We start from the raw sequence: 23,670 nt of genomic DNA, 5'->3' as shown, positions 1-23,670 counted from the left end.
GACTACTGCGGCAGCAGCGGCGGACGGCAGATGTTGTTGATCGGGTCCCACCACGCGCCGTCGCGGCAGTCGAGCGGCGTCGTCGAGACGGGCGGCCGACAGCTGTTGATGTTCGGGTCCCACCAGCCGCCTGGGCAGTTCTGCACCAGCGGGGCCTGGCACCGGTTCTGCACCGGGTCCCACCAGGTGCCGTTGTCGCAGTCGGCATTGCTCACGGCCGGAGCGATCGCGGCGGTGATGGCCATGGGCGCCAAGGCGGCCGCGGCGATGACGGCGGCACGCTGCAGTGACTTGTGCATGCCGCCAGCCTAAAGGGCCTCAGTTACAAGGCAAGTCGCCCGGCGTGTAGTAGGGCACCCCGGCCGGGGTGTAGCACGGCGGCCGGCCGGCGGCGGCCTGCGCGGCGGCGTCCTCGGGAGCCGCCGCGGCCACCGCCGCGTCGCCGGCGATGTTGGTGCACCCGCCGGCACTGACGTGGCGACCGCCGACGCTGCCGCACACATCGGCGTGCGCGGCCGGGGCGCCGACGGCCGGCACGGCCGCGGACACCAGCAGGAACAGCACTGCAGCAACGGATTTCTTCATGAGAAGAGTATTGACGACTTCGTCAGTGCGGCGTCAGCTTTCCTTGTAACTGCCGTCGTCTGTCCGGGTGAAGTAGCGACCGGGCGGGGGCAGCGGGTCGCGGCGCAGCGGCCCGGCGACCGGGCGGTGCCACGGCGTCATCGGCACCTCGTCGACGACGCGGACGAACGCCGGTCGTTGTTCGGCAGGCAGGCTCGCGAGCGCCTCGTCCAGGTCGGCGGCAGAGACGTCCTGCCCGTCGACCAGGGACAGTGCCGCGACCGCCACTTCCGCGTCGTCGGCAGCGACGCCGTAGGTGTGCACCAGGTCGACGGCCGGCAGCTTGCCGATGGCCGCGGTGATGGGCAGGGACGCCACCACACCGTCGGCGGTGCGGATCTGGGTGTCGACGGAGTCGATCAGCCAGTAGTCGCCGTCGGCGTCCCGGTTGACCAGGCTGCCGCTGGAGAACCAGGCGTCGCCGGCCTCGAACAGGTTGCGTAACGGCGGCGCCGACGCGGTCGTGGCGGAACTGATCTTCACCAGCAGCAGGCCGGTCTCGTCGGCCGCACACCGGATGGCGTAGCCGTCGGCGCCCGAAACGACTTGCTGCGCTTCGGGATCCCATCGCACGACCTCGACGGTCGCGCTGCCCGGGAGCGGCCGGCCCAGCGACCCGGGCTTGGCCGGGTTGACGTTGGCCAGGATGGCCTCGCCCTCGCTGGTGGACCAGAAGTCGAGGACGCCGGCCGGGGCGAACCGGTCCAGCACCCGGCGCCACAGACCGCGCGGCATGCCGGAGCCGACGAACAGCCGCACCGAGTGGTTGCGCTCGGCGGGCTGCGGCGCGGCGTTGACCAGTGGCCGCAGCTGCGCCCACGTGTAGCAGACGATGGTCACGCCGTACCGGCGGACTTCCGTCCAGAACGTGGTCGGGTCCAGATCGGTGGCCATCGCCAGTCGGCTACCCCCCGCTACCGCGCCGCCGATTCCGGTCAGCAGGCCGGAGGTGTGGTAGATCGGGTTGATGCAGTAGACGGTGTCGGAGTTGTTCAGCGTCGCCGACGTCGCGGTGCCGTAGGCCGACAAACCGAAGCGGCCGTTGGTGACTCGGATCGGACGCGGATCGTCGTCCGGGCCGCCGAAGAAGATGAACGCGAGCTCGCCGGCGCGGCCCGGGTTGGGGCGGTACCAGTCGGGGATGCGTACGGCGTTGGTCTCGCCGATCTCCAGGGCCGTCAGGGTGCGGTCCCGGTTGAGGTACGGGGTGTCCAACAGGAACGTGTGCAGCGGGCGGCCGGCGAAGTCGGCCTCGGAATGTTCGGGGTCGGCGATGACGCGGTTGACCTTGCCGAGTTCGACCTCGCGCGCGGTATCGGCGCCGGGACGCAGCATCACGGCCACCGCGCCGATGCGGTTGAGCGCCGTCACCACCGCCAGCGCCGACGGGCGCGTGCCCATCAACACACCGACGTGCTCACCGGCGCGCACGCCCGCGGCGAGCAGGCCGCGCACCACCGCGTCGATGCGGACCTTGTTCTCGCCGTAGGTGTAGCTGCGGTCCTCGTACATGAAGCTGACGTCGTTGGGCGCCTGCTGGGCCTGCTCATCGAACAAGAGCGCCAACGAGATTCGCGTGTTCGCATCCAATTTCCGGATGCGCGCCAGACGCGGCATCTGGCGTGACACCGTGCCGAACATGCCCCGCACGTCGCCGACCGAACGTGCGACGGAACCGGCGACCATGCGACCGGCGTCGATCAGGGTCTGGACCCCCTCGCCCTGTCCGGCCGGCGCCGCCTCGGCGGCCGCGGACGTGGCGTCGACCTTGGTGACGTGCTCCGGCTGCGGGCCCTTGCCCTCGGCGTACCGCATCCAGTCAGCGACGAGAGGCCACGTGTGCGACGTCGCGGTACTGCCCACGACCAACCCGAAATGTCCGGCGTGCAAAGTGCTTTCGTAGATATCCGCGCGCGGTGCCGCGCCCAGGATCCCACGCACCGAGGCCGGCGGGGCGATCTCGTCGACATCGCCGACGAACGCCAGAATCGGCGACGTGATGTCGGCGAGCGTCACCGGCCGTCCGGCGATGCTGAATCCGCCCCTCAGCATCCGGTTGTGAACCAGGAACTGCTGCAGGAACTCGGCGAGGGCCGGGCCAGGCCACGCCACCCAGCCGTCGTTCATCAGGTAGCGGCGTTGCCCTTCCCGGGGCAGCAGGGCGTCGCGGTCGTGTAGTGCGGCCAGGAACTGCAATTGGCCTGTCACCGCTTTCACGGGGTCGAGCAACTGGAACCCGAGTCGAGTCGCCCAGCCCGGCACGGATCGGCCCCGCAGCACGTTCTCCATCACGAACCCCATGCCGGGGATCGCGATTTCTGCCGGGACGCCCATCGGCGCGGTTTTGCTGAGATCGACCGGGCTGCCGAAGGTGATGACGCTGGCGATACCGACGCTGCGCCGGTACGCCGACGTCTGGTAGCAGAACATGCCACCCTGCGAGTAGCCCGCGATGTGGACGTCACCGCCCGTCAACGTGCGCATCTCGTCGATGGCCGCGTCGACCGCCAGCACGTGATCACCCAGGTTGCGCTCCAGGCCGCCCGCTTCCTTCTCCGGTGAGCCGAAGTCGATGACCCACGGGTCGATGCCGTTCTCGATCAGGGTGCGGACGCCGCTGGCCTGCGGCGATACGTCGAACACATCGGCGGTGAGCATCAGCGGCGGCACCAGCAGCACCTGGGGGCGGCCCGCCTCACCGGTGGTGCGGTAGCGCCGCAGCTTGTGGATGCGGCCCTGGGCGACGACGTCGTACGGCGACGGCTCCTCGCCCGTCTCCAACCCGCCGTAGCGGGCGACTTCCAGCCAGTTACGCGTCGTCGCCACAACCCTGTCGAAGATCACGGTCCGCCCTTTCGCTCAACACTCGGTGAGGATCATGCCAAGCGGACGCGTTCACCACGGCAGTTTGACCGCCATTCGCGGCGCCGGCGGGTTGGTCGACCGCAAATGCACGTCGGTCGAGCGGATCGGATCGAGGACGCGGGTCAGGAAAGTCAACTCGTCGGCGAGGACCTGCGGTTGCCACGGCTCTTCGTAGAAATCGAAATGGTCGATGGGGTACTCGACCAGATGGGCCAGGTACCCCGCCTTCTTCGCGGCGCGGCGCGCCGCATCCGGTGGAGCGATGCGGTCGTTGGCGCCGACTTGAACCAGCAGCGGGCACTCCAGCCGGCTGGCGTGGACGGTAGGCCGGTTGAACGCGACTTCCAGCACGGTGCGGGCGGCGAACTCGTTGCGCCACGTGGGGCCGGCCAGCGCGAGGTACGACTCCTCGGAACCAGGAGTGCTGAGCGGCGCGGCGCTGCCCGGCTGTCCGGCGAGTGGCAGGTAGTGCGGGCTGCGGCCGAGCCGTGCCCCCGCGGCATCGAACAGGCCGTGCGCCACCAGGCGCGCCATGTGTCCGGCGCTCGCCTCCCGAACTCCTTGCACCAGGGCGGCCAGCCCGTCGGTGGCGGGACATACGGATACCACCGCGGCCACTCGCTGGTCCGTGGCGGCGACGGCGATGACGTGTCCGCCCGAGTACGAGGTGCCCCACAGCGCGATGCGGTCGCGGTCGACGCCCGGCAGGTTCCGCGCCGCGTCGATGGCGGCGTGGTAGTCCTGGCGCTGCTTCTTGACCGAAACATCCTGGCGCGGCTCACCTTCGGAATCGCCGAAGCCCCGGTAGTCGAACAGCACCACGTCCATCCCGGCGGCCGCGAACGGCTCGGCGAACGCCATCAGTCCGGAGTCGCGGGTGCCGCCGAAGCCGTGGGCCATGACCACACACGGCCGACCGCTCTGTCCGGTCAGCGCGTCACTGTCTGCGGTCAGATGCCAGGCGGCGCAACGCTCGCCGTGGCTGATGAAAACGAACTCGGTTGTCATGATCGCTCCTTCGGTCAGACCACGGACAGCGGTGCGGCGGCGGGCGTGAAGACGAGGGCGGGATCCTCGATGGGGCCGTTGCGCAGCCGCTCCTGATCCATTTCGTAGGCATGCTTGAACGCCCACGGGCCGTAGGTGCCGCCACGGGGGAACTTCGCGACGGCCCGCTGGACGTAGCCGGAGGTCATGTCCAACAACGGAACTCGCTCCATGGTCCCGTCTTCCAGGATCGGGACCACCTTGCCGTAGCCGTGCTCGTCCATGTAGTCGAGCATGCGGCAGAAGTGCTCGCACACCAGGTCGACCTTGAGGGTCCAGGCGATGTTGGTGTAACCGACGGCGAACGCGAAATTGGGCACGCCCGACAGCATCATGGCCTTGTAGACCGTGAGGTCGGGGAGATGGAGCAGGTGCCCGTCGACGCTCAGCTCGATCTTGCCGAAGGGGATCATGTTCAATCCGGTCGCCGAGATGATGATGTCGGCGGCCAGCTCCTGCCCGGATTTCAGCAGGATGCCGTGCTTGGTGAACCGCTCGATATGGTCGGTGACGATCGAGGCCTTGCCTGACGAGACCATCTTGAACAGGTCGCCGTCGGGCACCATGGCCAGGCGCTGCTGCCACGGGTTGTACTTGGGCGTGAAGTGCGTGTCGACATCGAAATTCTTGGGCAGCTGCCGAGCCACATTGGCGATCAACAACTTTCGCATCACCTTCGGGTAGCGCATGCACATCTTGAACAGCCCGCGATTGAGCGAGATGTTCTTGCGCCGCACGATCTTGTACGCCCGCTCATGGCCCAGCACCTTGTTCAGCACGTTGGCGATCGGGTCGGACGCCGGTATCGAGAACACGTAACTCGGCGACCGCTGCAGCATGGTGACGTGCGCGGCCTTGTCGGCCATGTTCGGGATCAGCGTGACGGCGGTGGCGCCACTGCCGATGACGACGACGTTCTTACCGGTGTAGTCCAGATCCTTCGGCCACAGTTGGGGGTGGATCACCGGACCCTCGAAATCGTCGCGGCCGGGGAAGTCGGGGATATACGGGTTCTCGTAGTCGTAGTACCCGGTGCCCAGGAACAGGAAGCGCGAGGTGAAGGTCTCGGGGTGTCCGTCGTGGGTGGTGTTGACGGTCCAAAGTCCTTGCCGGGAATCGAAATTCGCCGAGTCCACGTGGTGGCCGAACCGGATGTGGCCGGCCAGGTCGTTCTCCTCGACGGTCTGTTGCAGGTAGTCGAGGATGATGTGCCCGTCGGCGATGGACTTGCGATGCGTCCACGGCTTGAAGCCGAAGCCGAAGGTCGGCATGTCCGAGTCCGAGCGGATGCCCGGGTACTGGTGCAGGCTCCAGGTGCCGCCGATCGCGTCTCGTCCCTCGAGCACCGCAAACGACGTGTCCGGGCGAAGAGTCTTGAGGTGATACGCCATTCCGATGCCGGAGATCCCGGCGCCGATGACCAGGACGTCGATGGGAGCGGTGGTTGTCATGGGCACTCCTTTGCCGGTCCGGCGGGTGTACCTGCGACGTTAGTAGCGCGGCGACGCGTCCACGCCGGGTTTTGCAGACTTGCCGCGCTTACCGCGTCCACTGCGAGTTCCGGCCTGGCCGGCGTCACCAGGCGGGCTTGCTGTCCGTTGACCCGGGCACGGATCGTCGACGGTTAGATCGGCTCGGTGGTTCTGGCCGTGCCCATCCCGACTGGGCTGTGCTGCGATCCTCGTCGGTTAGGTGTGCTCGGTAGTTGGTGCCGGCTCGTGCCCGGCTCGGTTGGCTGTGCCGCGATCCTCGACGGTTAGGGCGGCTAATCGGTAGCGCTCGCCCGACCGCACCCAGCCCGGGCTCCGCACTCCGGGCCGCGCCGCGATCCCCATCGGTTAGGTCACCTAACCACTGTCGGTCGTCTGACTGTCGCGGGTCCGGGGATGGTCGGCGGCGCGTCCCGTCGGCGCCGTCTGCGTGTGTCGGGTGGCTAGTCGATCTAACCGTCGACGATCCCCTTCCTGTCGTTCCCACGGCGCCCGGCCGGATCCAATCTGGCTGCGGCCCTTCTGTTTAGCTGCCCTAACCGTCGCCGATGGGTCGCGTCCGCGGCCCCCGATTCTCGTCGGTGGGTGGATCTATATTCGAACGTATGAGTGAATTGGATGGTGATCCCCACGCCGCGGCCGCGGCGGTCGACGCGATCACCCTGGCCACCCGGCAAGAGAACGCCGCCGGCGCCCGCCGCCTGGGGGCGATCGGTGACCTGTGGGCGCTGCGGGCCCCCGACGACGACATCGAGAAACGGTATTGGGCGATCGACGGCTATGCCGGGCTGGTCGTCGAGGTCGCCGCCGCCTTGGGGATATCCCGTAAGCGGGCCCAAGCCCAGGTGGACCGGGCGGTGACGCTCCGCACCCGCCTGCCGAAGGTGGCGGCCATCTACGCCAAAGGTTTGATTGATGCGGTGATGGTCGCGATGATCGTCGCCCGCACCGACCTGATCATCGACGACGACGTCGCCGGGCAGGTCGATGCCGACCTGGCCGCCAAGATCGTGGCCTGGGGCCGGTTGTCGAAACCGAAAATGGAACAACGCATCGACGCCATCATCGCCGCGTCCGACCAGGCCGGGGTCCACCAACCCAAACCCCCGTCGCAGGCCCGCTACCTCGACATCCGCGCCTGCGGCCCCGGCGCGGCCAGCATCTGCGGCACGATAGACGCGGCGACCGCAGCCGTGCTCGACGCCGCCATCGACGACCTCGCCAAGAGTGTGTGCCGCAATGATCCGCGCTCCCATGATCAGCGCCGCGCCGCCGCCATCGACGCCCTCGCCCGCGGGCAGCGCCTGGCCTGCCAATGCGGACAGGACGACTGCCCCGCCGCCGCGGCCGCCATGGGGGAACTGCCGGCGCAGACCGTCGGCACCCGCGCCGTCATCCACGTGATCGCCGGCCCCAAAACCCTCGCCGGCGACGCGCCGGGGTTCCTGCCCGGGTACGGGCAGATCCCCGCCGAGCAGGTCGCCCAGCTCGCCGAGGGGGCGACCATCCGCGAGGTCGAGATTCCGCCGGATGCGGCCGAGCCCCGCTACCGTCCGTCGGCCAAGCTGGCGGAGTTCGTGCGCTGCCGAGACCTGACCTGCCGATTCCCCGGCTGCGACCGGCCCGCGCAAGCCTGCGACCTCGACCACACCGTCCCGTACCCGGCCGGGCCGACGCACCCGTCAGACCTCAAATGCCTGTGCCGGTTCCACCACCTACTCAAAACGTTCCACGGCTGGACCGACCACCAATACCCCGACGGCACCGTCGTCTGGGTCGCCCCCACCGGACACACCTACATCACCAAACCCGAAGGCGCCCACTGGTACCCACAACTGGCCACACCCACCGGAACACCCACAATCACCGAACAACCACCACGCACCCCCGGCCGCGGGCACTGCATGCCCAAACGCAAACGCACCCGCGCCCAAGAACGCCAACAACTCATCAACGAAGCCCGCATGATCAACGAAGAACGCATCGCCAGCGAAGAATGGCACCGATACCGCGAACTCGAAACGGCCCGCGCCGCAGAGGAATGGGATGAACCCGCACCCTTCTAGGCGGCCGTCGCGGCATACCCCTCGGCGAGTGCTCGCAATTGAGCCGCACCATCGCCGGCGTAGGACGAACCGTGCATGAGGGCAAGCGTCGAGGGGTTCAACGCGGCGAGTTGCTCGAGCGTCGGTGCGAGGTTCGTCGTCAGCCCGGTGGCGTGGAAGATGGCCTCTGCCTCGAGCGCCGGGGCCACGCAGTCGGATTCGGTCAGTGCCGGGCAGTGTCCGGTGTGGGTGAAGAGGTCGCCGGCGAGCAGGGTGGAGGTCGTCTCGTCGAACCACAATCCCGCTTCCCAATTGTGCGGGACATGCGGTGTGGCAATGAATCTCAGTCGGTGCCCGCCGATGTCCAGCGCCGTGTCAGGGGCGGGGACGGGAGGTCGGTCGCACATGTCGACCAACGACAGCATCAGAGCCAGCCCGCCGTGCACGACCTCGGCATGCGGTGCCGCTGCCAGCATGAGGTTCATCGCGCCGCATTCGTCGGCTTCGAGGTGTCCGAACGAGATCCAGCGCAGTGTGGGCAGTGGGATGACCCGGCTGATGGCATCCGAGACGAGTGGGAACAGTTGTCGCTGCCCGCAATGGAAGAGGAACGGCTCATCGCCGGTCAGGAGGAACTGGTTGAACGTGAAGCCGTTCTCGGTGATGTCCGGAATCCACGTGGAGAGCCGGTAGATGTCGGGGGCAATCTCGTCGACTGCCGTGTGCGGGTCGGCATTCATCTCACCATGGTGCGCCCTGGGCGAGAACCGCAGCAGTGCATTCGGCGAAGAGCCTCGCGGTCGAGCGGTCGATCTGCGCGAAATTGACTGTGATGCCGTTTATTTCGGAGCGCGGTTGCTGAGGAAAGGTCGACAGTGGCGAGACGAGCAGGCCGTCGGCGCGGAGCAATTCGGCAACGTCGAGATCGGGGCGGCTATCGGGCAGCAGGATGGCGACGTGCAACCCCGCCTGGACGCCGAGCACTTCCAGGCCGGGGCAGCGCGCTTCGAGTTCGGTGATGAGAATGTCTCGGCGGCAACGGTATTCGCGGCTTGCGCGTGCCAGGTGTCGCTGTAGCTCGCCGCCGGTGATCAAGGCGGTGAGGGTCATGCGTGTGATGGTGGAGACCGCGATGCGGTGCTCGCGAAGGTAGGTCTGGACGGCGTCGTGCAGTGGCAGTGGCGGCACCAGCCAGGCGGCGCCCAGGCTCGGCGCCAGCATCTTGGACGCGGTGCCGACGTAGGCGACGTGTTCTCCGGCGCCCGGAATCGACCGGATGGCGGGCAGCGGCGCGACGCCGTAGCGGAACTCGCCGTCGTAGTCGTCTTCGATGACGATCGACCCGGTCCGCTTGGCCCACGCAACGAGTTCGGCCCGCCGGTTCACCGAGAGCCGGTGTCCCAGCGGGTACTGGTGAGCCGGTGTGGTGTAGACGATGCCGGGGTCGTCACCGAGTCTGTCGACGCACAGCCCGTCGTGGTCGACGGGGACAAAAACCAGATCCAAGCCGGTGCGGCTGAATTCGTCGGCGGCGGCGGGGTAGCAGGGCGATTCGAGATAACAGCGCGTGAGGCCACTGACGGCCGCCAGTGTTTGAAAGGCCGCGGTCGATCCGGGAACGTCGAAAACCGTGTCGGTGTCGATACCCCGATTGGTACGCAGGTGGCGCGACATGGCGGCGGTGAAGGCATCGTCGGTGTCCTGCCACGGTGAGAGCGTCGTGGGTCGGGTCGACGCCGCGGCCCGCCACGCGCGGGCCCATGCCCGCATGTCGATGAGGCCGGTGTCCGGGGTGCCCGGACGGAGATCGACGGCATCGGTTCGGTGCGCCGTGACATGCGCTGCCGGTACGACGTTCGTCTTCTCCAGGCACGGTGCGCGGCTGGACAGCCCGGCGCGGGCGGCTGCGGTGGCTCCGACGGTTGTCCGGGTTCCGGAGCCGGGCACGCCCTCGAGAAATCCGGCGGCCACCAGTTCGTCGTAGGCGGCCGCGACCATCGTTCGCGAGGCGCCGACCTCATGCGCAAGGGCGCGGGTCGACGGCAGCCAGTCGCCGTCGCCGACCTGTCCAGCGGCGATCAGCGCCACCAACTGACTCGCGATCGCCCTGGCACTGAGATCGGTGGTGTCGAGGGGCAGATGGACCGCCCGTGTGTGCCGCGCCACCCAGTCAGAATACTGGCCTGCCAGAACTGGGTATTTCTGGCTATTCTAACCAGGCCGCAATCATGGTGATCTGAATTCATGGAAAAGGTCACTCGCAAGTACGGTCGTCAGTCCACGGCGCGCGCCGCTCTCGAGGAGTTCCTCGATGGGCAGTGGTGGGGCGTGCTCAGCGTCGGCGATGTGGCCCGTCCGAACGGCAAGGTTCGGCCCCTTGCGGTGCCGACGCTGTTCGTCCGTCACGAGGATCGGATTCTCATCCACGGCTCGACCGGTGCGGGCACACTGGGCGTCAAGGGGGCGGGGAGGCAGGTTGCCTTCTGCGTGACGGCCATGGATGCACTTGTGGTGGCGCACAGCACTTTTGACTCCTCGGTGCACTACCGTTCCGCGGTGATCTACGGCGAAGTGCAACCCGCCGAACGCGAAGACCGGGAAGCCCTCCTGGAGCGCTTCAGCGAGCTGCTGATCCCCGGCCGTACTGCCGAGGTGCGCGCGATGCTGCCGAAGGAGGTCGCGGCGACCAACGTCATCTCCCTGCCGATCGTCGACGGCGACTGGGTGTACAAGGTCAACGGCGGTCCGCTGGCCGAACCGGACGAGGAAACCACCGCCTGGGCGGGCGTCGTGCCCTTCTCGGTCACCTACGGGGAGCCGCGGCGGGCGGAGTGGTCGACGGCCGAATTGCCGGACTCGGTGCGGGCAATGGTCGCTGCTGGAGGTGCCTGACCAGCGTTGATGGCCCCGGATGGACATTTTTGGGGAATCGGGAATAGATCGCGAACCGCCCAGGTTGGACTGACCGACAACAAGTTGAGTGCAACAGACTCAAGTTCGGCTTGACAGACGGCCTCGTCCGATAGCAAGCTTGAGCGCAGTTCGCTCAGATCACCCAACAATGTCTATCAGGAGGCATCACTATGGCTCGTGCGGTCGGTATCGACCTCGGGACCACCAACTCTTGCGTCTCGGTGCTGGAGGGCGGCGACCCCGTCGTCGTAGCCAACTCTGAGGGCTCCCGGACCACCCCGTCGGTCGTCGCGTTCGCGCGTAACGGCGAGGTGCTGGTCGGCCAGCCCGCGAAGAACCAGGCAGTGACCAACGTCGACCGGACCATCCGTTCGGTGAAGCGGCACATCGGTACTGACTGGACCATCGACATCGACGGCAAGCAGTACACCTCGCAGGAGATCAGCGCGCGCACGCTGCAGAAGCTGAAGCGCGACGCGGAGGCGTACCTCGGTGAGGACATCACCGACGCCGTCATCACCGTCCCGGCCTACTTCAACGACGCTCAGCGTCAGGCCACCAAGGAAGCCGGCCAGATCGCCGGCCTCAACGTGCTCCGCATCGTCAACGAGCCGACCGCGGCCGCCCTGGCCTACGGCCTGGACAAGGGCGAGAAGGAGCAGACCATCCTGGTCTTCGACCTCGGTGGCGGCACCTTCGACGTCTCGCTGCTGGAAATCGGCGAGGGCGTCGTCGAGGTCAAGGCGACCTCCGGTGACAACCACCTCGGTGGCGACGACTGGGACGAGCGCATCGTGCAGTGGCTGGTCGACAAGTTCAAGGGCACCAGCGGCATCGACCTGACCAAGGACAAGATGGCGATGCAGCGTCTGCGTGAGGCTGCGGAGAAGGCCAAGATCGAGCTGAGCTCGAGCCAGAGCACCTCGATCAACCTGCCGTACATCACCGTCGACGCCGACAAGAACCCGCTGTTCCTCGACGAGCAGCTGACCCGTGCCGAGTTCCAGCGCATCACGCAGGACCTGCTCGACCGGACCCGTCAGCCGTTCCAGTCGGTGATCAAGGACGCCGGCATCTCGGTCTCCGACATCGACCACGTGGTCCTCGTCGGTGGCTCGACCCGTATGCCCGCCGTCACCGAACTGGTCAAGGAACTGACCGGTGGCAAGGAGCCCAACAAGGGCGTGAACCCGGACGAGGTCGTGGCCGTCGGTGCCGCGCTGCAGGCCGGTGTGCTCAAGGGTGAGGTGAAAGACGTTCTGCTGCTTGACGTCACCCCGCTGTCCCTCGGCATCGAGACCAAGGGTGGCGTGATGACCAAGCTGATCGAGCGCAACACCACCATCCCGACCAAGCGGTCCGAGACCTTCACCACGGCCGACGACAACCAGCCGTCGGTGCAGATTCAGGTCTTCCAGGGTGAGCGTGAGATCGCGGCGCACAACAAGCTGCTCGGCAGCTTCGAGCTGACCGGCATCCCGCCGGCCCCGCGTGGCGTGCCGCAGATCGAGGTCACCTTCGACATCGACGTCAACGGCATCGTGCACGTCACCGCCAAGGACAAGGGCACCGGCAAGGAGAACACGATCAAGATCCAGGAAGGCTCGGGCCTGTCGCAGGACGAGATCGACCGGATGATCAAGGACGCCGAGGCGCACGCCGAAGAGGACAAGAAGCGTCGCGAAGAGGCGGACGTCCGCAACCAGGCCGAGTCGCTGGTCTACCAGACGGAGAAGTTCGTCAAGGACCAGCGTGAAGCCGAGGGTGGCTCTAAGGTCCCCGAGGACACCCTGACCAAGGTCGACGGTGCCATCGCCGAGGCCAAGACCGCGCTCGCCGGCACCGACATCGCCGCCATCAAGACGGCCATGGAGAAGCTGGGCGTCGAGAGCCAGGCCCTGGGCCAGGCGATCTACGAGGCCACTCAGGCCGAGCAGGCCGCCGGTGCGGGTGCGGGTGCTCCGAGTGGCGCCGCCGCAGATGACAACGTCGTGGACGCCGAGGTTGTCGAGGACGATCAGGAGAACAAGTGAGCCAGGACGATTCGCACGAGCCGGTGACCATCACCGACAAGCGGCGCATCGATCCGGAAACCGGCGAACCACGTGAGGGCGCTCCGGCGTCGGCCCCTGAGGGGTCGGCGCCGGGCTCCCCGGCCTCCGGTGAGGCCGCCGAGTCTCCGGTGTCCGACGAAGCCGCCGAGCTCAAGGCAGACCTGCAGCGGCTCAAGGCCGAGTACGACAACTACCGCAAGCGGGCCATCCGTCAGGAGCAGGCCGCAGCCGAGCGAGCCAAAGCCATTGTCGTGCAGCAGTTCTTGCCGGTGCTCGACGACCTCGAGCGGGCCCGCGCCCACGGTGATCTCGAGTCGGGGCCGCTGAAGTCGGTGGCAGACAAGCTTTCCGGTGCGCTGGAGAGCCTCGGTCTGGCATCGTTCGGCGCCGAGGGTGACGCGTTCGACCCGTCGCTGCACGAAGCCGTTCAGCACGAAGGCGACGGCTCCAACCCGGTGTTGGGGACCGTCATGCGTCGCGGCTACAAGCTCGGTGAGCAGGTGCTGCGGCACGCGATGGTCGGTGTCGTCGACGCCGAACCCGCAGCTGATACGCCCGACACGCCCATCAATACCGACGCTGCGACCGAACAGAAATCAGAATCAAACGAGTAACCGAGCGACGCTGAGGAGGTGACGCGACATGGCTCAACGTGAATGGGTCGAGAAGGACTTCTACAAGGAACTCGGCGTCACCTCTGACGCCACCAAGGATGAGATCAAGCGCGCCGCGCGCAAGGTGCTGGCCGACAACCATCCGGACCGCAATCCGAACAACCCGGCGGCCGAGGAACGCTACAAAGCGGCGACCGAGGCCAAGGAAATTCTGACCGACGACACCAAGCGTGCCGAATACGACGAAACCCGACGGCTTTTCGCCAACGGTGGATTCGGCCGCCGGTTCAGCGGCGGTGGAGGCGGCTTCGGAGGTTTCGGCGGCGACTCCGCGGAGTTCAACCTGGGCGACCTGTTCGACCAGGCGGGGCAGACCGGCGGCGCCAACATCGGTGACCTGTTCGGCGGCCTGTTCGGCCGGGGCGCGCAGCAGCCGCGCCCCAGCCGTCCGCGCCGCGGCAACGACCTGGAAACCGAAACCGAGCTGAGCTTCCTCGAAGCGACCAAGGGCGTGGCCATGCCGCTGCGCCTGACCAGCCCGGCACCCTGCACCAACTGCCACGGCAGTGGCGCGCGCCCGGGCACCAGCCCGAAGGTGTGTCCCAACTGCAACGGCGCCGGTGTCATCAACCGCAACCAGGGTGCGTTCGGCTTCTCGGAGCCGTGCACCGAATGCCGCGGCACGGGCTCGATCATCGAGCACCCGTGTGACGAGTGCAAAGGCACCGGCGTCTCCACCCGGACGCGCACCATCAACGTGCGCATCCCTCCGGGTGTCACCGACGGCCAGCGCATCCGACTGGCCGGGCAGGGTGAAGCGGGTCTACGCGGGGCGCCTTCGGGCGACCTGTATGTCACCGTGCACGTCCGGCCCGACAAGGTGTTCGGTCGCGACGGTGACGATCTCACTGTCACCGTTCCGGTGAGCTTCCATGAATTGGCATTGGGGACAACGCTTTCCGTGCCGACTCTGGAAGGCAAGGTCGGCGTCAGGGTGCCCAAGGGCACGTCCGACGGCCGCATCCTGCGGGTGCGCGGGCGCGGTGTGCCCAAGCGCGGCAGCGACGGCGGCCATGGCGACCTGCTGGTCACCGTCAAGGTGGCCGTGCCACCGAACCTCGAAGGTGAAGCGGCGGAGGCGCTGGAGGCGTATGCCAAGGCGGAGCGCGCCAGTGGATTTGATCCGCGGGCGGGTTGGGCAGGCTCATTATGAGCGCAGCCCGGCGTAAGACAGAGGAAGCCCGCACCTTCCTGATCTCGGTGGCCGCCGAGCTGGCCGGTATGCACGCGCAGACGTTGCGGACATACGACCGGCTCGGCCTGGTCAGCCCGCAGCGCACTTCGGGCGGCGGTCGACGGTATTCGCAGCACGACGTCGACCTGCTGCGCGAGGTGCAGCGGCTGTCCCAGGACGAGGGCGTCAACCTGGCCGGCATCAAGCGCATCATCGAGCTGACCAATCAGGTCGAGGCGCTGCAGGCCAGGCTCGCCGAGGTCACCGCCGAACTCGAACGCGTCCGCAAGCCCAGCACCGCGCTGGTGCTGTGGGAACCACGGCGGCGGGGGAATCCGCAGCGGAGCTGAACCCCAACGGTTCAACGGGTTTGGCGGTCCACCTCGTCAGGTGTGTAGAAGAACTCGCGGTCGTCCTCACGATCATCGAACATGCCAGCGTGTTCCAAGAGCTGGAAAAACACTCGATATAGCCGGCGGTAGATCACTAGTTCTTGATCGATGAGCGCGGCCACCCACGGGTTGTGCTCGGGTGCAGCAGCGAGCCCTCCGACGGAATCGAGCTGCATCCGGAGCGGATTCTGATCCCGATGAGTCGTGAAAATCTCGCCAACGGCTAACAGCAATCCATAGGACGGGTCGTCGGGCATTGGTGGGTCAGCGCCAAAGTCGATGTCCAAGAACGCAAATGTGGCCCGCCGGATGCAGTCGGCAGAGGCGATGATGACGCGGTTCAGATCATCATCGCCAGCCCTGGCGACGACGTCGACCGTTAGGTTGAACCAGGACCGCTGCCGCCGCCAATGACCGAGAATGCGCTGGACCCATTCTCCGATCTCTGGCGCACCGCGCTCGAACAGCTTCACCGCGTGCCGGTCGATCGACTCGATCGTGGCATCGGCATCGATGTTTAAAACCCATGGTTCACGTAGATGTGCGATCCGCTCGACTACCTCGCGACTGCCGGCACCGATCGCGGCCGCTCGGCTGGCGTCGTCGCCGCTAGCAATGGCCGACAGCAATTGTGTGTCCATGTGCCGATATAGCTCGGGAAAGACCTCGAACGGCCGGACAGCAGTGCGCTCCCATGCGTCACCGGAATCGTTCACGCCTGAACGCTGCCAAGAACGGGATTCGTGGCGTCCTGGCAGATCGACGAAACATGTTGCCAGTAGATCCAATCCGACATCGCCGCACGCTGCGCAGCCACATGCGGAGCGGTGTACGCCTTGTACAGCTCGACACTTTGCATGTGATCGGCGTATGCGATGAGCTTCGTCAGATGGTCAACCGGACCGTTGGTGCCAGTCGTACGTAGCAGCGGCTTGATCGTCTCTACCCAGAGCTTCATGGTCTGCTTGGCGTCGGGTGGGGCATCTTGCACCGGTCGAGGCGGCAGTGCCTCGTACAGCGTGACGTCAGCCCATTCCTCAAGTCGCGCAGCGGCTTCCGGTGCAATCACTTGCAGGCGAGACCGACCTTGCATCGTGCCGTCGGCGGGGATGTCGTCAGGTGCCAACTCCTCGGCATGCATGCTCGATTTGTATGGCTTCACTTCTTCAGGCGTGCCGATGATCGCGCGCAGCGTCTTACCGTGGAACTGCGCCCAGCCTTGTATCGCCAGGAATGGAAAATTCACCCAGCGGCCGCGTTCAGCCGGCGAGATCGCCTCGTCGGCGCTGACGAGGGTCACCTGTCCCGGAAGTTTCACTCCGTCCGGGATGTAGCCGATTCCGTATGAATTGGCCGCAAGTATCTGGCCCTCAGACGTGACGCCGACCGCCCACACAAACTGGTAGCTCGCTGCCGGTATAGACGGCGGCGCGTGCAATGCCGCGGAAATTCGTCGCGCGATCTCGATATCCGCGTCGGTGTTTCCAGCCGACTTGCGTTGTAGGAGACCGGCTTTGGCTGCGGCCGCCATGGCGTCGCGCTCCGCGCGCGCCGGGCTGACCGGGATTGGCGCGGCAGCGGCGGCAGCCTGCTGGTTGTTCGTGCCGGCCGCGGCGACACCTGGACCCGCGGGTCCGACGGGGCCGCCTTGCCCGGGTTGTGCGACTGGTGCAGCCGGAGACGGCGTCGGGGCAGGGCCCAACGGTGCTGCCGGTGCAGTCGGTGCTGCAGCCGCTGGGCCACCGACAGACCCGCCGCCTGCTGCCGATGCGGCACCGACGGGTGCGGCGCTTGCCGCCGAGGTGCCGCTGGCTGCACCAGTCGGTGTCGCCGGAGGTGGCGTAGTGGGCTGTTGCGTCGCCGGCTGGGCTGCGGCCAGCGGTTGTGAAGCGTTACCCGCTCCGCTCTGCAGACCCTGATTGAGCTGCTGCAACCCCTGCTGCAGTGGATTGTTCGGTTGACCGCCGGGCGGTTGCGCTCCGGTTGGTTGGCCGGTCGGGTTTCCAGACTGCTGGGTACCGGAGCCGCCTCCGGTTCCGAGGCCGCTGCCCGAATTGGGGCTTCCGCCACTGGTGGCCGCGGTCGACGTGCCGCCACCGCCCGTGGTTCTGGCCGCAGAAGGTGGCGACGGGACGGCGGCGCCTGGAACATTGCCGGGGATATTGGGGTCAGCCACAGCCTGTGCGGCTGGCGCATGTTGCTGGACTTGTTGCTGGGCCTGCACAGGGTCGACGGTCTTCGTGGGGCTGGATGGTGAGGGTGTGTCGTTGCCTGTCGGAGTGTTTGCCGGCGGAGGGGTTTGCTGCTGATGTTGTTCAGACTGTGTAGGGCCAGTCGATTTGTTGGGACCAGCGGGCGACGGAGACGGATTATTGCCTGTCGGTGCGTTAGGTGGCAGCGGAGTCTGCTGATGCTGTTCCGCTTGCGTTGGATCTGATCCCTTAGTAGGGGGTGGTGGCGTCGATGGACTGCCGGCTGGGGGCGGTGTTGCCGATGGACTGCCGGCTGGGGGCGGTGTGGCGGACATGGGCGCGGGTGGAAGCCCATTCGTCAATAGTTCTTGTTCGCTAGCGGGAGGCCGGTAATTCTGCGGGGACGCTACTGCGGCCGCAGCGTTCGAAACAACGGCCAAATTGGCGTTGTAGCACTGAATTTTTCGGTTGTGAACAAGCGTGTCGTAGTCGGGATCATCTGTCGATATTTTTGCAATATCGGACTTTGCATTGTTGACGTTAGTGATGATCGAATCTTTTGCTCCGGCAACTACATGGGACATATCGTTATTCCAATTAGCTGCCGTTGTCAGGTAATTCTGCATGTCAGTGAACTGGGTGAGTATGCGACTGCCTTTGCTGTCTGCGGCTCCAGCAGTGCCTCCAGACCAGAATCCCCCTCCACTGCGGAACGTGTCTCGATGGTGGCTTTCCCACGGGCGCGCCCCGTTATTGGTAAGGCGGCGCAATGCATCGAGACAATCCTGTGCGACTCGGTAGAACTGGCTCTCGCTTGAATCTGGCCAGGCTCCCGGGTCCAACATTTCGCTGGCGCCTTCCGGCTTTTGCCTGTCGCCCACTAATCAGACTCCCGCCGCTTCGCAGGCTGCACTTACAACACCCGGGGCGTGCCTGAAAACGTTGAAAAGATACAAGTCGTTCGTTGTGTAGGTCGGTATACCTTGGATAAATGCGCGGCCATACTGAGCTGCAAGGGCGCCTAGATCGCCGATGAACGGATTATCACTCTGTCCACCAAGCTTTTGCAGAGAGTCTGCTGTCTGCGTGAATATCGGCCTGATTGCATCATTCTCAGCTTTGTACTGCGGGGGCCAGCTGCTTGCAGGAATGCTCGAATCCTCTTTGCTCCACGCGAGGTATGCAGGATCTGAGCTCAATTGATCTATGGCATTCTTCCAATCTGCGCAAACCGGATCTGGCGCGGAGAGGAACCGTTCAGGCGGACCGTCGCCTTTGGTGTTCGCGACATGCTTAGGTGGCTCGATCGCTCCAACAAGAGGGCCACGGGCTGCGGCGGAACGGAACGCGATCGCCTGGCAGATGTCGTTGAGGACAGTGCCGATCGTTCCACCAACAGTGATAAGCAGGTTGTCAGCCGAGCTGTACGTCGGTATGTGGTCGGCATAAGTCCGGATGTACGCGATGTACTGCTGATACAGCTCACGCATTACTCGGTGGGGCGTTAGCTTCGCCAGTGGTGCCGTCTGGTCGGCCGCGTTACGCAAGGCTTCCCCAACGGCCTTGTACTGTGCGCTTAGGTCAGCCGACCAGGCTGTTACTGGTAGAGACGGATCGCGTTTGTCCCATCCGTTCTTTTCGATGTTCGCTAGCGTGTCATTTATCGGACCCCACGGTCCGCACGACGGGTCTTCGGTGATCACCGAGACCGGCCCGGTGTCGTTAGCGCTGGCGACGTCGGATTTCGAGCCCGATGACGGCGTGCCGCCGTTGTTGGAACCGTTGCCACCGGCACAGGACACGGCCACGACGGCAGTGACCGCAATGACAGCGATCAGGGCGATAGCACCCAGGACCCACTTCAGTGGCCCCTTCTTGGGTGCGGGCGCGGGACTCGGCCACTGCTGTTGCGGGTTCCATTGCCCCTGCGGACCCGGCCCCTGCTGTCCACCGGGGTACCCCTGCCAGTTTCCGGGCTGCTGCGGGGGCTGAGCGCCCCACGGGCCGGATGGCGGTGGCTGGGTCACAGTTGTTCCTCCACATTGGGTCGGGTCGGTGCCGCGTGGCGTGGTGCAGACGAAGCCGGGGGGACGGGGGCAGCGGTCGAACCGTGGATTGGCGTGGCGGCATGCTTGCCCTCGACCGGGGCCTTGGGCTGCGCCTTCTCGGACTGCGCCTGAGACTTCTCTTTGTCGTCTGCCGACTTCTTTTCGTCGTCTGCCTTCTTGTCTTCAGCAGCTTTCTTGTCGGCGTCCTCCGGCTTGTCCTTTTCGGACTCACCCTTCTTGCCGGCCATCTGGCCGATCTGCTGACCAACCTGCTGAGCCATCTGCATTGCAGTCTGGGGTATCGCCCCCGCCATTTGGGCCATCTGCATCGGCATTTGCAGCATTTGACCGCCTATCTGGCCAGTTTGGCTCAGCTGGCTCATCGGATCCCCCCCAGCGCCTGGCGCGCCCGATGCTGCCGCGGACGTTGCGCCGGCCTTGGCCGAATCGGGGGCGCCGCCAGGTGATCCCGCTCCGCCGCCACCGCCTGACACGGCACTGCCGCCACCGCCGGCCCCTTGGCCTGCCGGATCATCGAGCTTTTGCTTCAGCACGTCCGCCGCAGCTTGTTGATCAGTCGTCGCGTACGTCGACGCCGCATCCTTGACATTCGCTGCGTAGGCAGCGGTCTCGGTTTTCAGCTTGGGCAAGCCGGTCGTAATCGGATCTGCGAACTTTGGGGCATTGGTTGCCGCTGCAGCCGAGAGCGCATCCGCAGCAGGCGGGATATAAAAGGCTGGAGCAGCCGGCACGGCGTCCGACGCTGCTTGAAACGCTTGACCGGCAGCCGCAAGCTGGGCCGTATCAACCTTCAACGTAGGCGTCATTTGATGGCCGCCTCGCGGTGCGCCGCCCCTAGCGAACGGTGACTACTCGACACCGAATTCCCCTCCCTGCGTCGGTCAGCCGAACTTGCCCTTGAGCTTCCCCTCGGCAGATTCCATCGAATCATGACCGCCCTGAATGGCGCCTATCAGCTTGTTCAAGGACTCCAGCGCAGCGTCGGCCTTCTCGCCCCACGAGCGTTCGGCAGCTTGCCAACCCTCACGTGCCGTGCCGTGCCAGATGTCGCTGCTGACCATCTGAATCCGAGCGCGCTCCTCGACCAGAATGTCGTTCAGCCGCTTGTGCTCATCCTTGAGGTCGCCGATCGTCTGCTCGATCTTTGCAAAGTGCCATTCCTGCTCGGCCATCGAAGTCCCCCTACAGGTGCATTGCTTGGGTCAGGCCTGCGGCGGCGTTGGTGTCAGTCGAGTCGTAGGCCACAACCGCGGACTGCAGCTTTTCAGTAATCCCGTGTTGCTCTGTGCGGAGCGCAGCCATCGCCTTCTGGTAGCTGGTCAACGCCTCCGCGACGGCCTTACCGGTGTCGCCCTTCAGCGCTTCACCAAATGAGTCGATGGTGTGCCCGACCGTCTTCTCGTGTGACTCCAGGTGACCGATCGTCTCCTCGAGCTTCGCGACCTGATGCCGCAGCATCTGTGTATCGACCTTGACTACGTCCACCACGCCGGCCCCCCTTCGCACGACAACCCCGAACCGATTTTACGCCCGAGGGCATTTCAGTCGTCCCAACAAGGATAGTCCGCTGACGTAGGGGGCACTTGCACCAAATTGTCCCGCCGCTGGCAATTGTTGGCGGCTGGTGCCATGACGTTTTAGCTGGCGCGTCGCGGCGTCGATAGGATCTCTTGACCGCGGTCGATCGGCGTTGAGCCGAGTATGGTCTTGCAGCCGCGGCCTCGTCCAGCACACCGATGAACGATTTGTACCAGTGACCTCGACTCATACCGCCGCCCGATTATGGCCCGCCGACGACGTTCGGTTGGGCGAGCTGGTCGCCGGATTGGACGCTCTTGGGACTCAGCCCATTCCGTACGGAACGTTGCCTGCTCGTGCACGAAATGCATACGAACGTACCTACGTGACGTGGTCCGACATGATCGATGTGACAGTCGGCGATCTCTTAGGGCACCGGTCGACTGGTGTGCGAACCGTCGAGTCGATCGTACGGGCTGCTCGAAGAGCGGTGGCTCAGCGCGACGAGCCAGCCGACACATCTCAGGCAAGCGCTACAGACGGGGTCAACCGATTACTGGAGTGTCTCGACGGGCGCGACCGCAAAGTCTTGTTAGCGCGCGAATGGGCACCGGCGAAGGTCACGCAGGAATGCCTTTCGGCCGAACTGGGTGTGCATCCCACCTGGCTGTGGCGAAACGAGAGCCGGATTCGGTCGCGGTTCGCCGAACGGCTCGGTGAGCAAGCTCATTCGCAGGTACGGCAGTTCGCCGAGGATTTGGGCGGACGTTTAGGCGTCTACGTTCCGCGATCAAACGTCGAATCTGAGATTCGTCGGTTTGGCGTGGAGCCGACGACCGAGGCGGCTTGGCTGTTGCTCTACGTCGCCGGGCCATACCGGGAGCGTGCCGGCTGGTTCGAGAAGATTCCGGAAGATGGAGGCCAGCGAGTCGATGCCGCCGTGCGCGATCTCTATCGCACGGAGCCTATGCCGACTCTGAGGGTGTTGACCGACGTTCTGACGGCCGCGGGTATGCGGCGCGCAGTGGTGCCGGCCTATCTGGACGCGCACGGATTGCGGGAGATCGCCGGGGTCTACGTTCCGTCGAGCGCTGGACTGAGCGACAAGGTCGCTGCAGTGCTCAAAGCGAACGTTGAACCGATGACTGCCGACGAGATCAGTGCCGTTGTGGGTGAAAATACGTCCGCACGCGCGGTATTGAAGGCCTTGCATGGCAACGCTGCATTCGTTCGAACGAGTCGGACCAGATGGACTCTGGCCGACCGGGAGGTTTCTGCCTACGGCGGCATCGCGCAAGAGCTGAAAAACCGTGTCGCAGATGCCGGCGGGCGGGTGTCGGTACGGGCATTGCTTGACGACATGCTCGACGCATTCCCGGACATCAAGGAAAGCTCGATTCGTACCTATCTGGCGACGCTCGCGTTCGTGGTCGAAGGTGGCACGGTGCGTTGTCGCCGACCTGAAGACCCTTGGCCGGTCATACCTTCGTTGAATACGGTGCGCGGCGCGTCTCATCGATCCGACGGCTGCGTCCGCATCACCATCCCCGTTACAACACAGGTTCTGCGCGGTTCTGGACTCTTCGTCGAACCGCCTGTCGCACAGGCGATTGGCGTGGCGCCGGGGCTCAGCCGCGATTTCGAAACGGCCCACGGGCCCGTGCCTGTTGCTTGGGATCCTGCCGAGCCGGCTGCACCCAATATGGGTTCTGTCCGGCAACTCGCCCATGCGGTCGATGCTGAACTCGGCGATTTGTTGGTGCTGATCTTCGACCCGGTGGTAGGCACTCTTCGCGCGGACGGCGTCGAAGGCAAAATAACCGGCTAACGGCGCAGCAAGTCAGTTGGCGGTCACATCGCTACTCACCTTGTCGCGCAACAACTCCCGCAACTGGGCGATTTCGCCGCGTAGGTCCTCGATGTGCGCGGCGGTCACCGCGTCTTGTTTCTGATCGTCGATCGACACGGTCTGCACGATCCATGACGCGATGGTCGCCGTGATGGAACCGACCAGGCTGATGCCGCCGATCATCATGAGGCTCGCCATGACCCGGCCGGTGGTGGTGACGGGATACATGTCGCCGTAGCCGACGGTGGTGATCGTGGTCATCGCCCACCACACGGCCAGCCCGAAGCTCGTGATGTGCGCGTCCGGCGCACCCCGCTCGGCTTCGTACACCGCCAGCGCCCCGACATACACGAGCAGCACCGCGCCCGAGATGGTGTAGATGATCACCTTGCCCCGGATGGCGTTGCCGATGGCCTTCTGCAGGGCACCGACCAGCACGACCAGCCGGAGCAGGCGCAGCGGCCGCAACAGCGGCAGCAGCACGACGGCCAGGTCGACCAGATGCCGGAAGAACCACTTCTTGCGGTCGGGGGCCAGGTAGAGCCGGGCCGCGTAGTCGGCGGTGAATACCGCCCAGGCCAGCATGGTCACCAGGGTCAGGAGTCGTGCGACCAGGCCCTTCGGCTGGACGAGGACCTCGATGCTGTATGCAGCCAGGAACAGCGCGGCGACAGCGGCCAGCGGCCACTCCGCGCGATGTTCCCACCTGTCGAGGCGGTCTTGCGTATCCACGTCAGAAAGTGTGCGGCACCGGCCGCGTTTTC

Annotated in this window: 22 protein-coding genes; 8 read left to right on the top strand and 14 right to left on the bottom strand. The window is 65.8% G+C overall.

The annotated features are described in order from the left end of the window. Positions 1–2: 2 nt before the first annotated feature. The 5 genes from G6N46_RS15955 to G6N46_RS15935 are packed head-to-tail and all read right to left on the bottom strand — an operon-like array spanning position 3 to position 5,987. Positions 3–299: a hypothetical protein gene (locus G6N46_RS15955; RefSeq protein ID WP_020103971.1), complete on the bottom strand. Its 297-nt coding sequence runs from the start codon at positions 297–299 to the stop codon at positions 3–5. Positions 300–318: 19 nt separating this feature from the next. Continuing rightward, positions 319–585 (bottom strand): hypothetical protein, encoded by a 267-nt coding sequence (locus G6N46_RS15950; RefSeq protein WP_064857510.1) that lies wholly within the window; start codon positions 583–585, stop codon positions 319–321. Positions 586–618: 33 nt separating this feature from the next. Then, positions 619–3,468, bottom strand: coding sequence for an AMP-binding protein (locus G6N46_RS15945; RefSeq protein WP_234880504.1), 2,850 nt, complete (start codon positions 3,466–3,468; stop codon positions 619–621). 51 nt (positions 3,469–3,519) lie between these two features. Next, complete coding sequence (locus tag G6N46_RS15940; protein ID WP_133428267.1) at positions 3,520–4,497, bottom strand: alpha/beta hydrolase; 978 nt, start codon at positions 4,495–4,497, stop codon at positions 3,520–3,522. Between the two features lie 14 nt (positions 4,498–4,511). Further along, complete coding sequence (locus G6N46_RS15935) at positions 4,512–5,987, bottom strand: flavin-containing monooxygenase (RefSeq protein ID WP_133428268.1); 1,476 nt, start codon at positions 5,985–5,987, stop codon at positions 4,512–4,514. A gap of 644 nt (positions 5,988–6,631) precedes the next feature. Between G6N46_RS15935 and G6N46_RS15930 the strand changes: the two genes are divergently transcribed. After that, positions 6,632–8,092, top strand: coding sequence for an HNH endonuclease signature motif containing protein (locus G6N46_RS15930; protein ID WP_138247793.1), 1,461 nt, complete (start codon positions 6,632–6,634; stop codon positions 8,090–8,092). Here the strand turns inward: G6N46_RS15930 and G6N46_RS15925 are convergent. Then, a complete protein-coding gene (locus G6N46_RS15925) occupies positions 8,089–8,811 on the bottom strand; it encodes an oxygen-binding di-iron domain-containing protein (RefSeq protein ID WP_138247794.1) in 723 nt (240 codons plus the stop codon). The two genes, G6N46_RS15930 and G6N46_RS15925, sit on opposite strands and share 4 nt — an antisense overlap. 1 nt (position 8,812) lies before the next feature. Beyond that, a complete protein-coding gene (locus G6N46_RS15920; RefSeq protein WP_138247795.1) occupies positions 8,813–10,237 on the bottom strand; it encodes an aminotransferase-like domain-containing protein in 1,425 nt (474 codons plus the stop codon). A gap of 78 nt (positions 10,238–10,315) precedes the next feature. Here G6N46_RS15920 and G6N46_RS15915 point away from each other — a divergent pair, with 78 nt between their 5' ends. From G6N46_RS15915 to G6N46_RS15895, 5 genes are all read left to right on the top strand, one after another. Continuing rightward, positions 10,316–10,963 carry a pyridoxamine 5'-phosphate oxidase family protein gene (locus tag G6N46_RS15915; RefSeq protein WP_138247796.1) on the top strand — a complete coding sequence of 216 codons (648 nt, stop codon included), beginning with the start codon at positions 10,316–10,318 and terminating at the stop codon, positions 10,961–10,963. A 191-nt stretch (positions 10,964–11,154) separates the two neighbouring features. Further along, a complete protein-coding gene (gene dnaK, locus G6N46_RS15910) occupies positions 11,155–13,017 on the top strand; it encodes a molecular chaperone DnaK (RefSeq protein WP_138247797.1) in 1,863 nt (620 codons plus the stop codon). Beyond that, positions 13,014–13,652, top strand: a complete 639-nt coding sequence (gene grpE / locus G6N46_RS15905) for a nucleotide exchange factor GrpE (RefSeq protein ID WP_064857518.1) — start codon at positions 13,014–13,016, stop codon at positions 13,650–13,652. The genes dnaK and grpE overlap by 4 nt, the downstream gene beginning before the upstream one ends. Before the next feature lie 28 nt (positions 13,653–13,680). After that, on the top strand, positions 13,681–14,865 hold the full coding sequence (dnaJ, locus tag G6N46_RS15900; RefSeq protein ID WP_064857519.1) for a molecular chaperone DnaJ: 1,185 nt from the start codon (positions 13,681–13,683) through the stop codon (positions 14,863–14,865). Beyond that, positions 14,862–15,236: a heat shock protein transcriptional repressor HspR gene (locus tag G6N46_RS15895; RefSeq protein ID WP_064857520.1), complete on the top strand. Its 375-nt coding sequence runs from the start codon at positions 14,862–14,864 to the stop codon at positions 15,234–15,236. The genes dnaJ and G6N46_RS15895 overlap by 4 nt, the downstream gene beginning before the upstream one ends. Before the next feature lie 11 nt (positions 15,237–15,247). On the opposite strand, the gene G6N46_RS15890 is transcribed toward G6N46_RS15895, so the two are convergent. Further along, complete coding sequence (locus G6N46_RS15890) at positions 15,248–15,994, bottom strand: hypothetical protein (protein WP_138247798.1); 747 nt, start codon at positions 15,992–15,994, stop codon at positions 15,248–15,250. After that, positions 15,991–16,809: an EspK C-terminal domain-containing protein gene (locus tag G6N46_RS15885; protein WP_133427968.1), complete on the bottom strand. Its 819-nt coding sequence runs from the start codon at positions 16,807–16,809 to the stop codon at positions 15,991–15,993. The genes G6N46_RS15890 and G6N46_RS15885 overlap by 4 nt, the downstream gene beginning before the upstream one ends. Before the next feature lie 137 nt (positions 16,810–16,946). Here G6N46_RS15885 and G6N46_RS15880 point away from each other — a divergent pair, with 137 nt between their 5' ends. Continuing rightward, positions 16,947–17,123: a hypothetical protein gene (locus G6N46_RS15880; RefSeq protein ID WP_163692794.1), complete on the top strand. Its 177-nt coding sequence runs from the start codon at positions 16,947–16,949 to the stop codon at positions 17,121–17,123. A gap of 1,231 nt (positions 17,124–18,354) precedes the next feature. Here G6N46_RS15880 and G6N46_RS15875 read toward each other — a convergent pair. From G6N46_RS15875 to G6N46_RS15860, 4 genes are all read right to left on the bottom strand, one after another. After that, positions 18,355–19,497, bottom strand: coding sequence for an ESX-1 system-associated protein (locus tag G6N46_RS15875; protein ID WP_131808643.1), 1,143 nt, complete (start codon positions 19,495–19,497; stop codon positions 18,355–18,357). Beyond that, positions 19,494–20,345 carry a hypothetical protein gene (locus tag G6N46_RS28410; protein ID WP_179967688.1) on the bottom strand — a complete coding sequence of 284 codons (852 nt, stop codon included), beginning with the start codon at positions 20,343–20,345 and terminating at the stop codon, positions 19,494–19,496. Before G6N46_RS28410 ends, G6N46_RS15875 begins: the two co-directional genes overlap by 4 nt. Before the next feature lie 75 nt (positions 20,346–20,420). After that, positions 20,421–20,711 carry a WXG100 family type VII secretion target gene (locus G6N46_RS15865; RefSeq protein ID WP_064857525.1) on the bottom strand — a complete coding sequence of 97 codons (291 nt, stop codon included), beginning with the start codon at positions 20,709–20,711 and terminating at the stop codon, positions 20,421–20,423. Between the two features lie 10 nt (positions 20,712–20,721). Further along, complete coding sequence (locus G6N46_RS15860) at positions 20,722–21,027, bottom strand: WXG100 family type VII secretion target (RefSeq protein WP_064857526.1); 306 nt, start codon at positions 21,025–21,027, stop codon at positions 20,722–20,724. 415 nt (positions 21,028–21,442) lie between these two features. Between G6N46_RS15860 and G6N46_RS15855 the strand changes: the two genes are divergently transcribed. Next, on the top strand, positions 21,443–22,885 hold the full coding sequence (locus tag G6N46_RS15855; protein WP_131808644.1) for a hypothetical protein: 1,443 nt from the start codon (positions 21,443–21,445) through the stop codon (positions 22,883–22,885). A gap of 12 nt (positions 22,886–22,897) precedes the next feature. Here G6N46_RS15855 and G6N46_RS15850 read toward each other — a convergent pair whose 3' ends face one another. After that, on the bottom strand, positions 22,898–23,638 hold the full coding sequence (locus tag G6N46_RS15850; protein WP_133427974.1) for a potassium channel family protein: 741 nt from the start codon (positions 23,636–23,638) through the stop codon (positions 22,898–22,900). Positions 23,639–23,670: the final 32 nt, after the last annotated feature.

This window comes from Mycolicibacterium phocaicum, assembly GCF_010731115.1.
GTDB classification, from domain to species: domain Bacteria; phylum Actinomycetota; class Actinomycetes; order Mycobacteriales; family Mycobacteriaceae; genus Mycobacterium; species Mycobacterium phocaicum.
The sequence above is the reverse complement of the archived record's forward strand: the minus strand, read 5'-3'. Positions and strand labels throughout refer to the sequence as shown.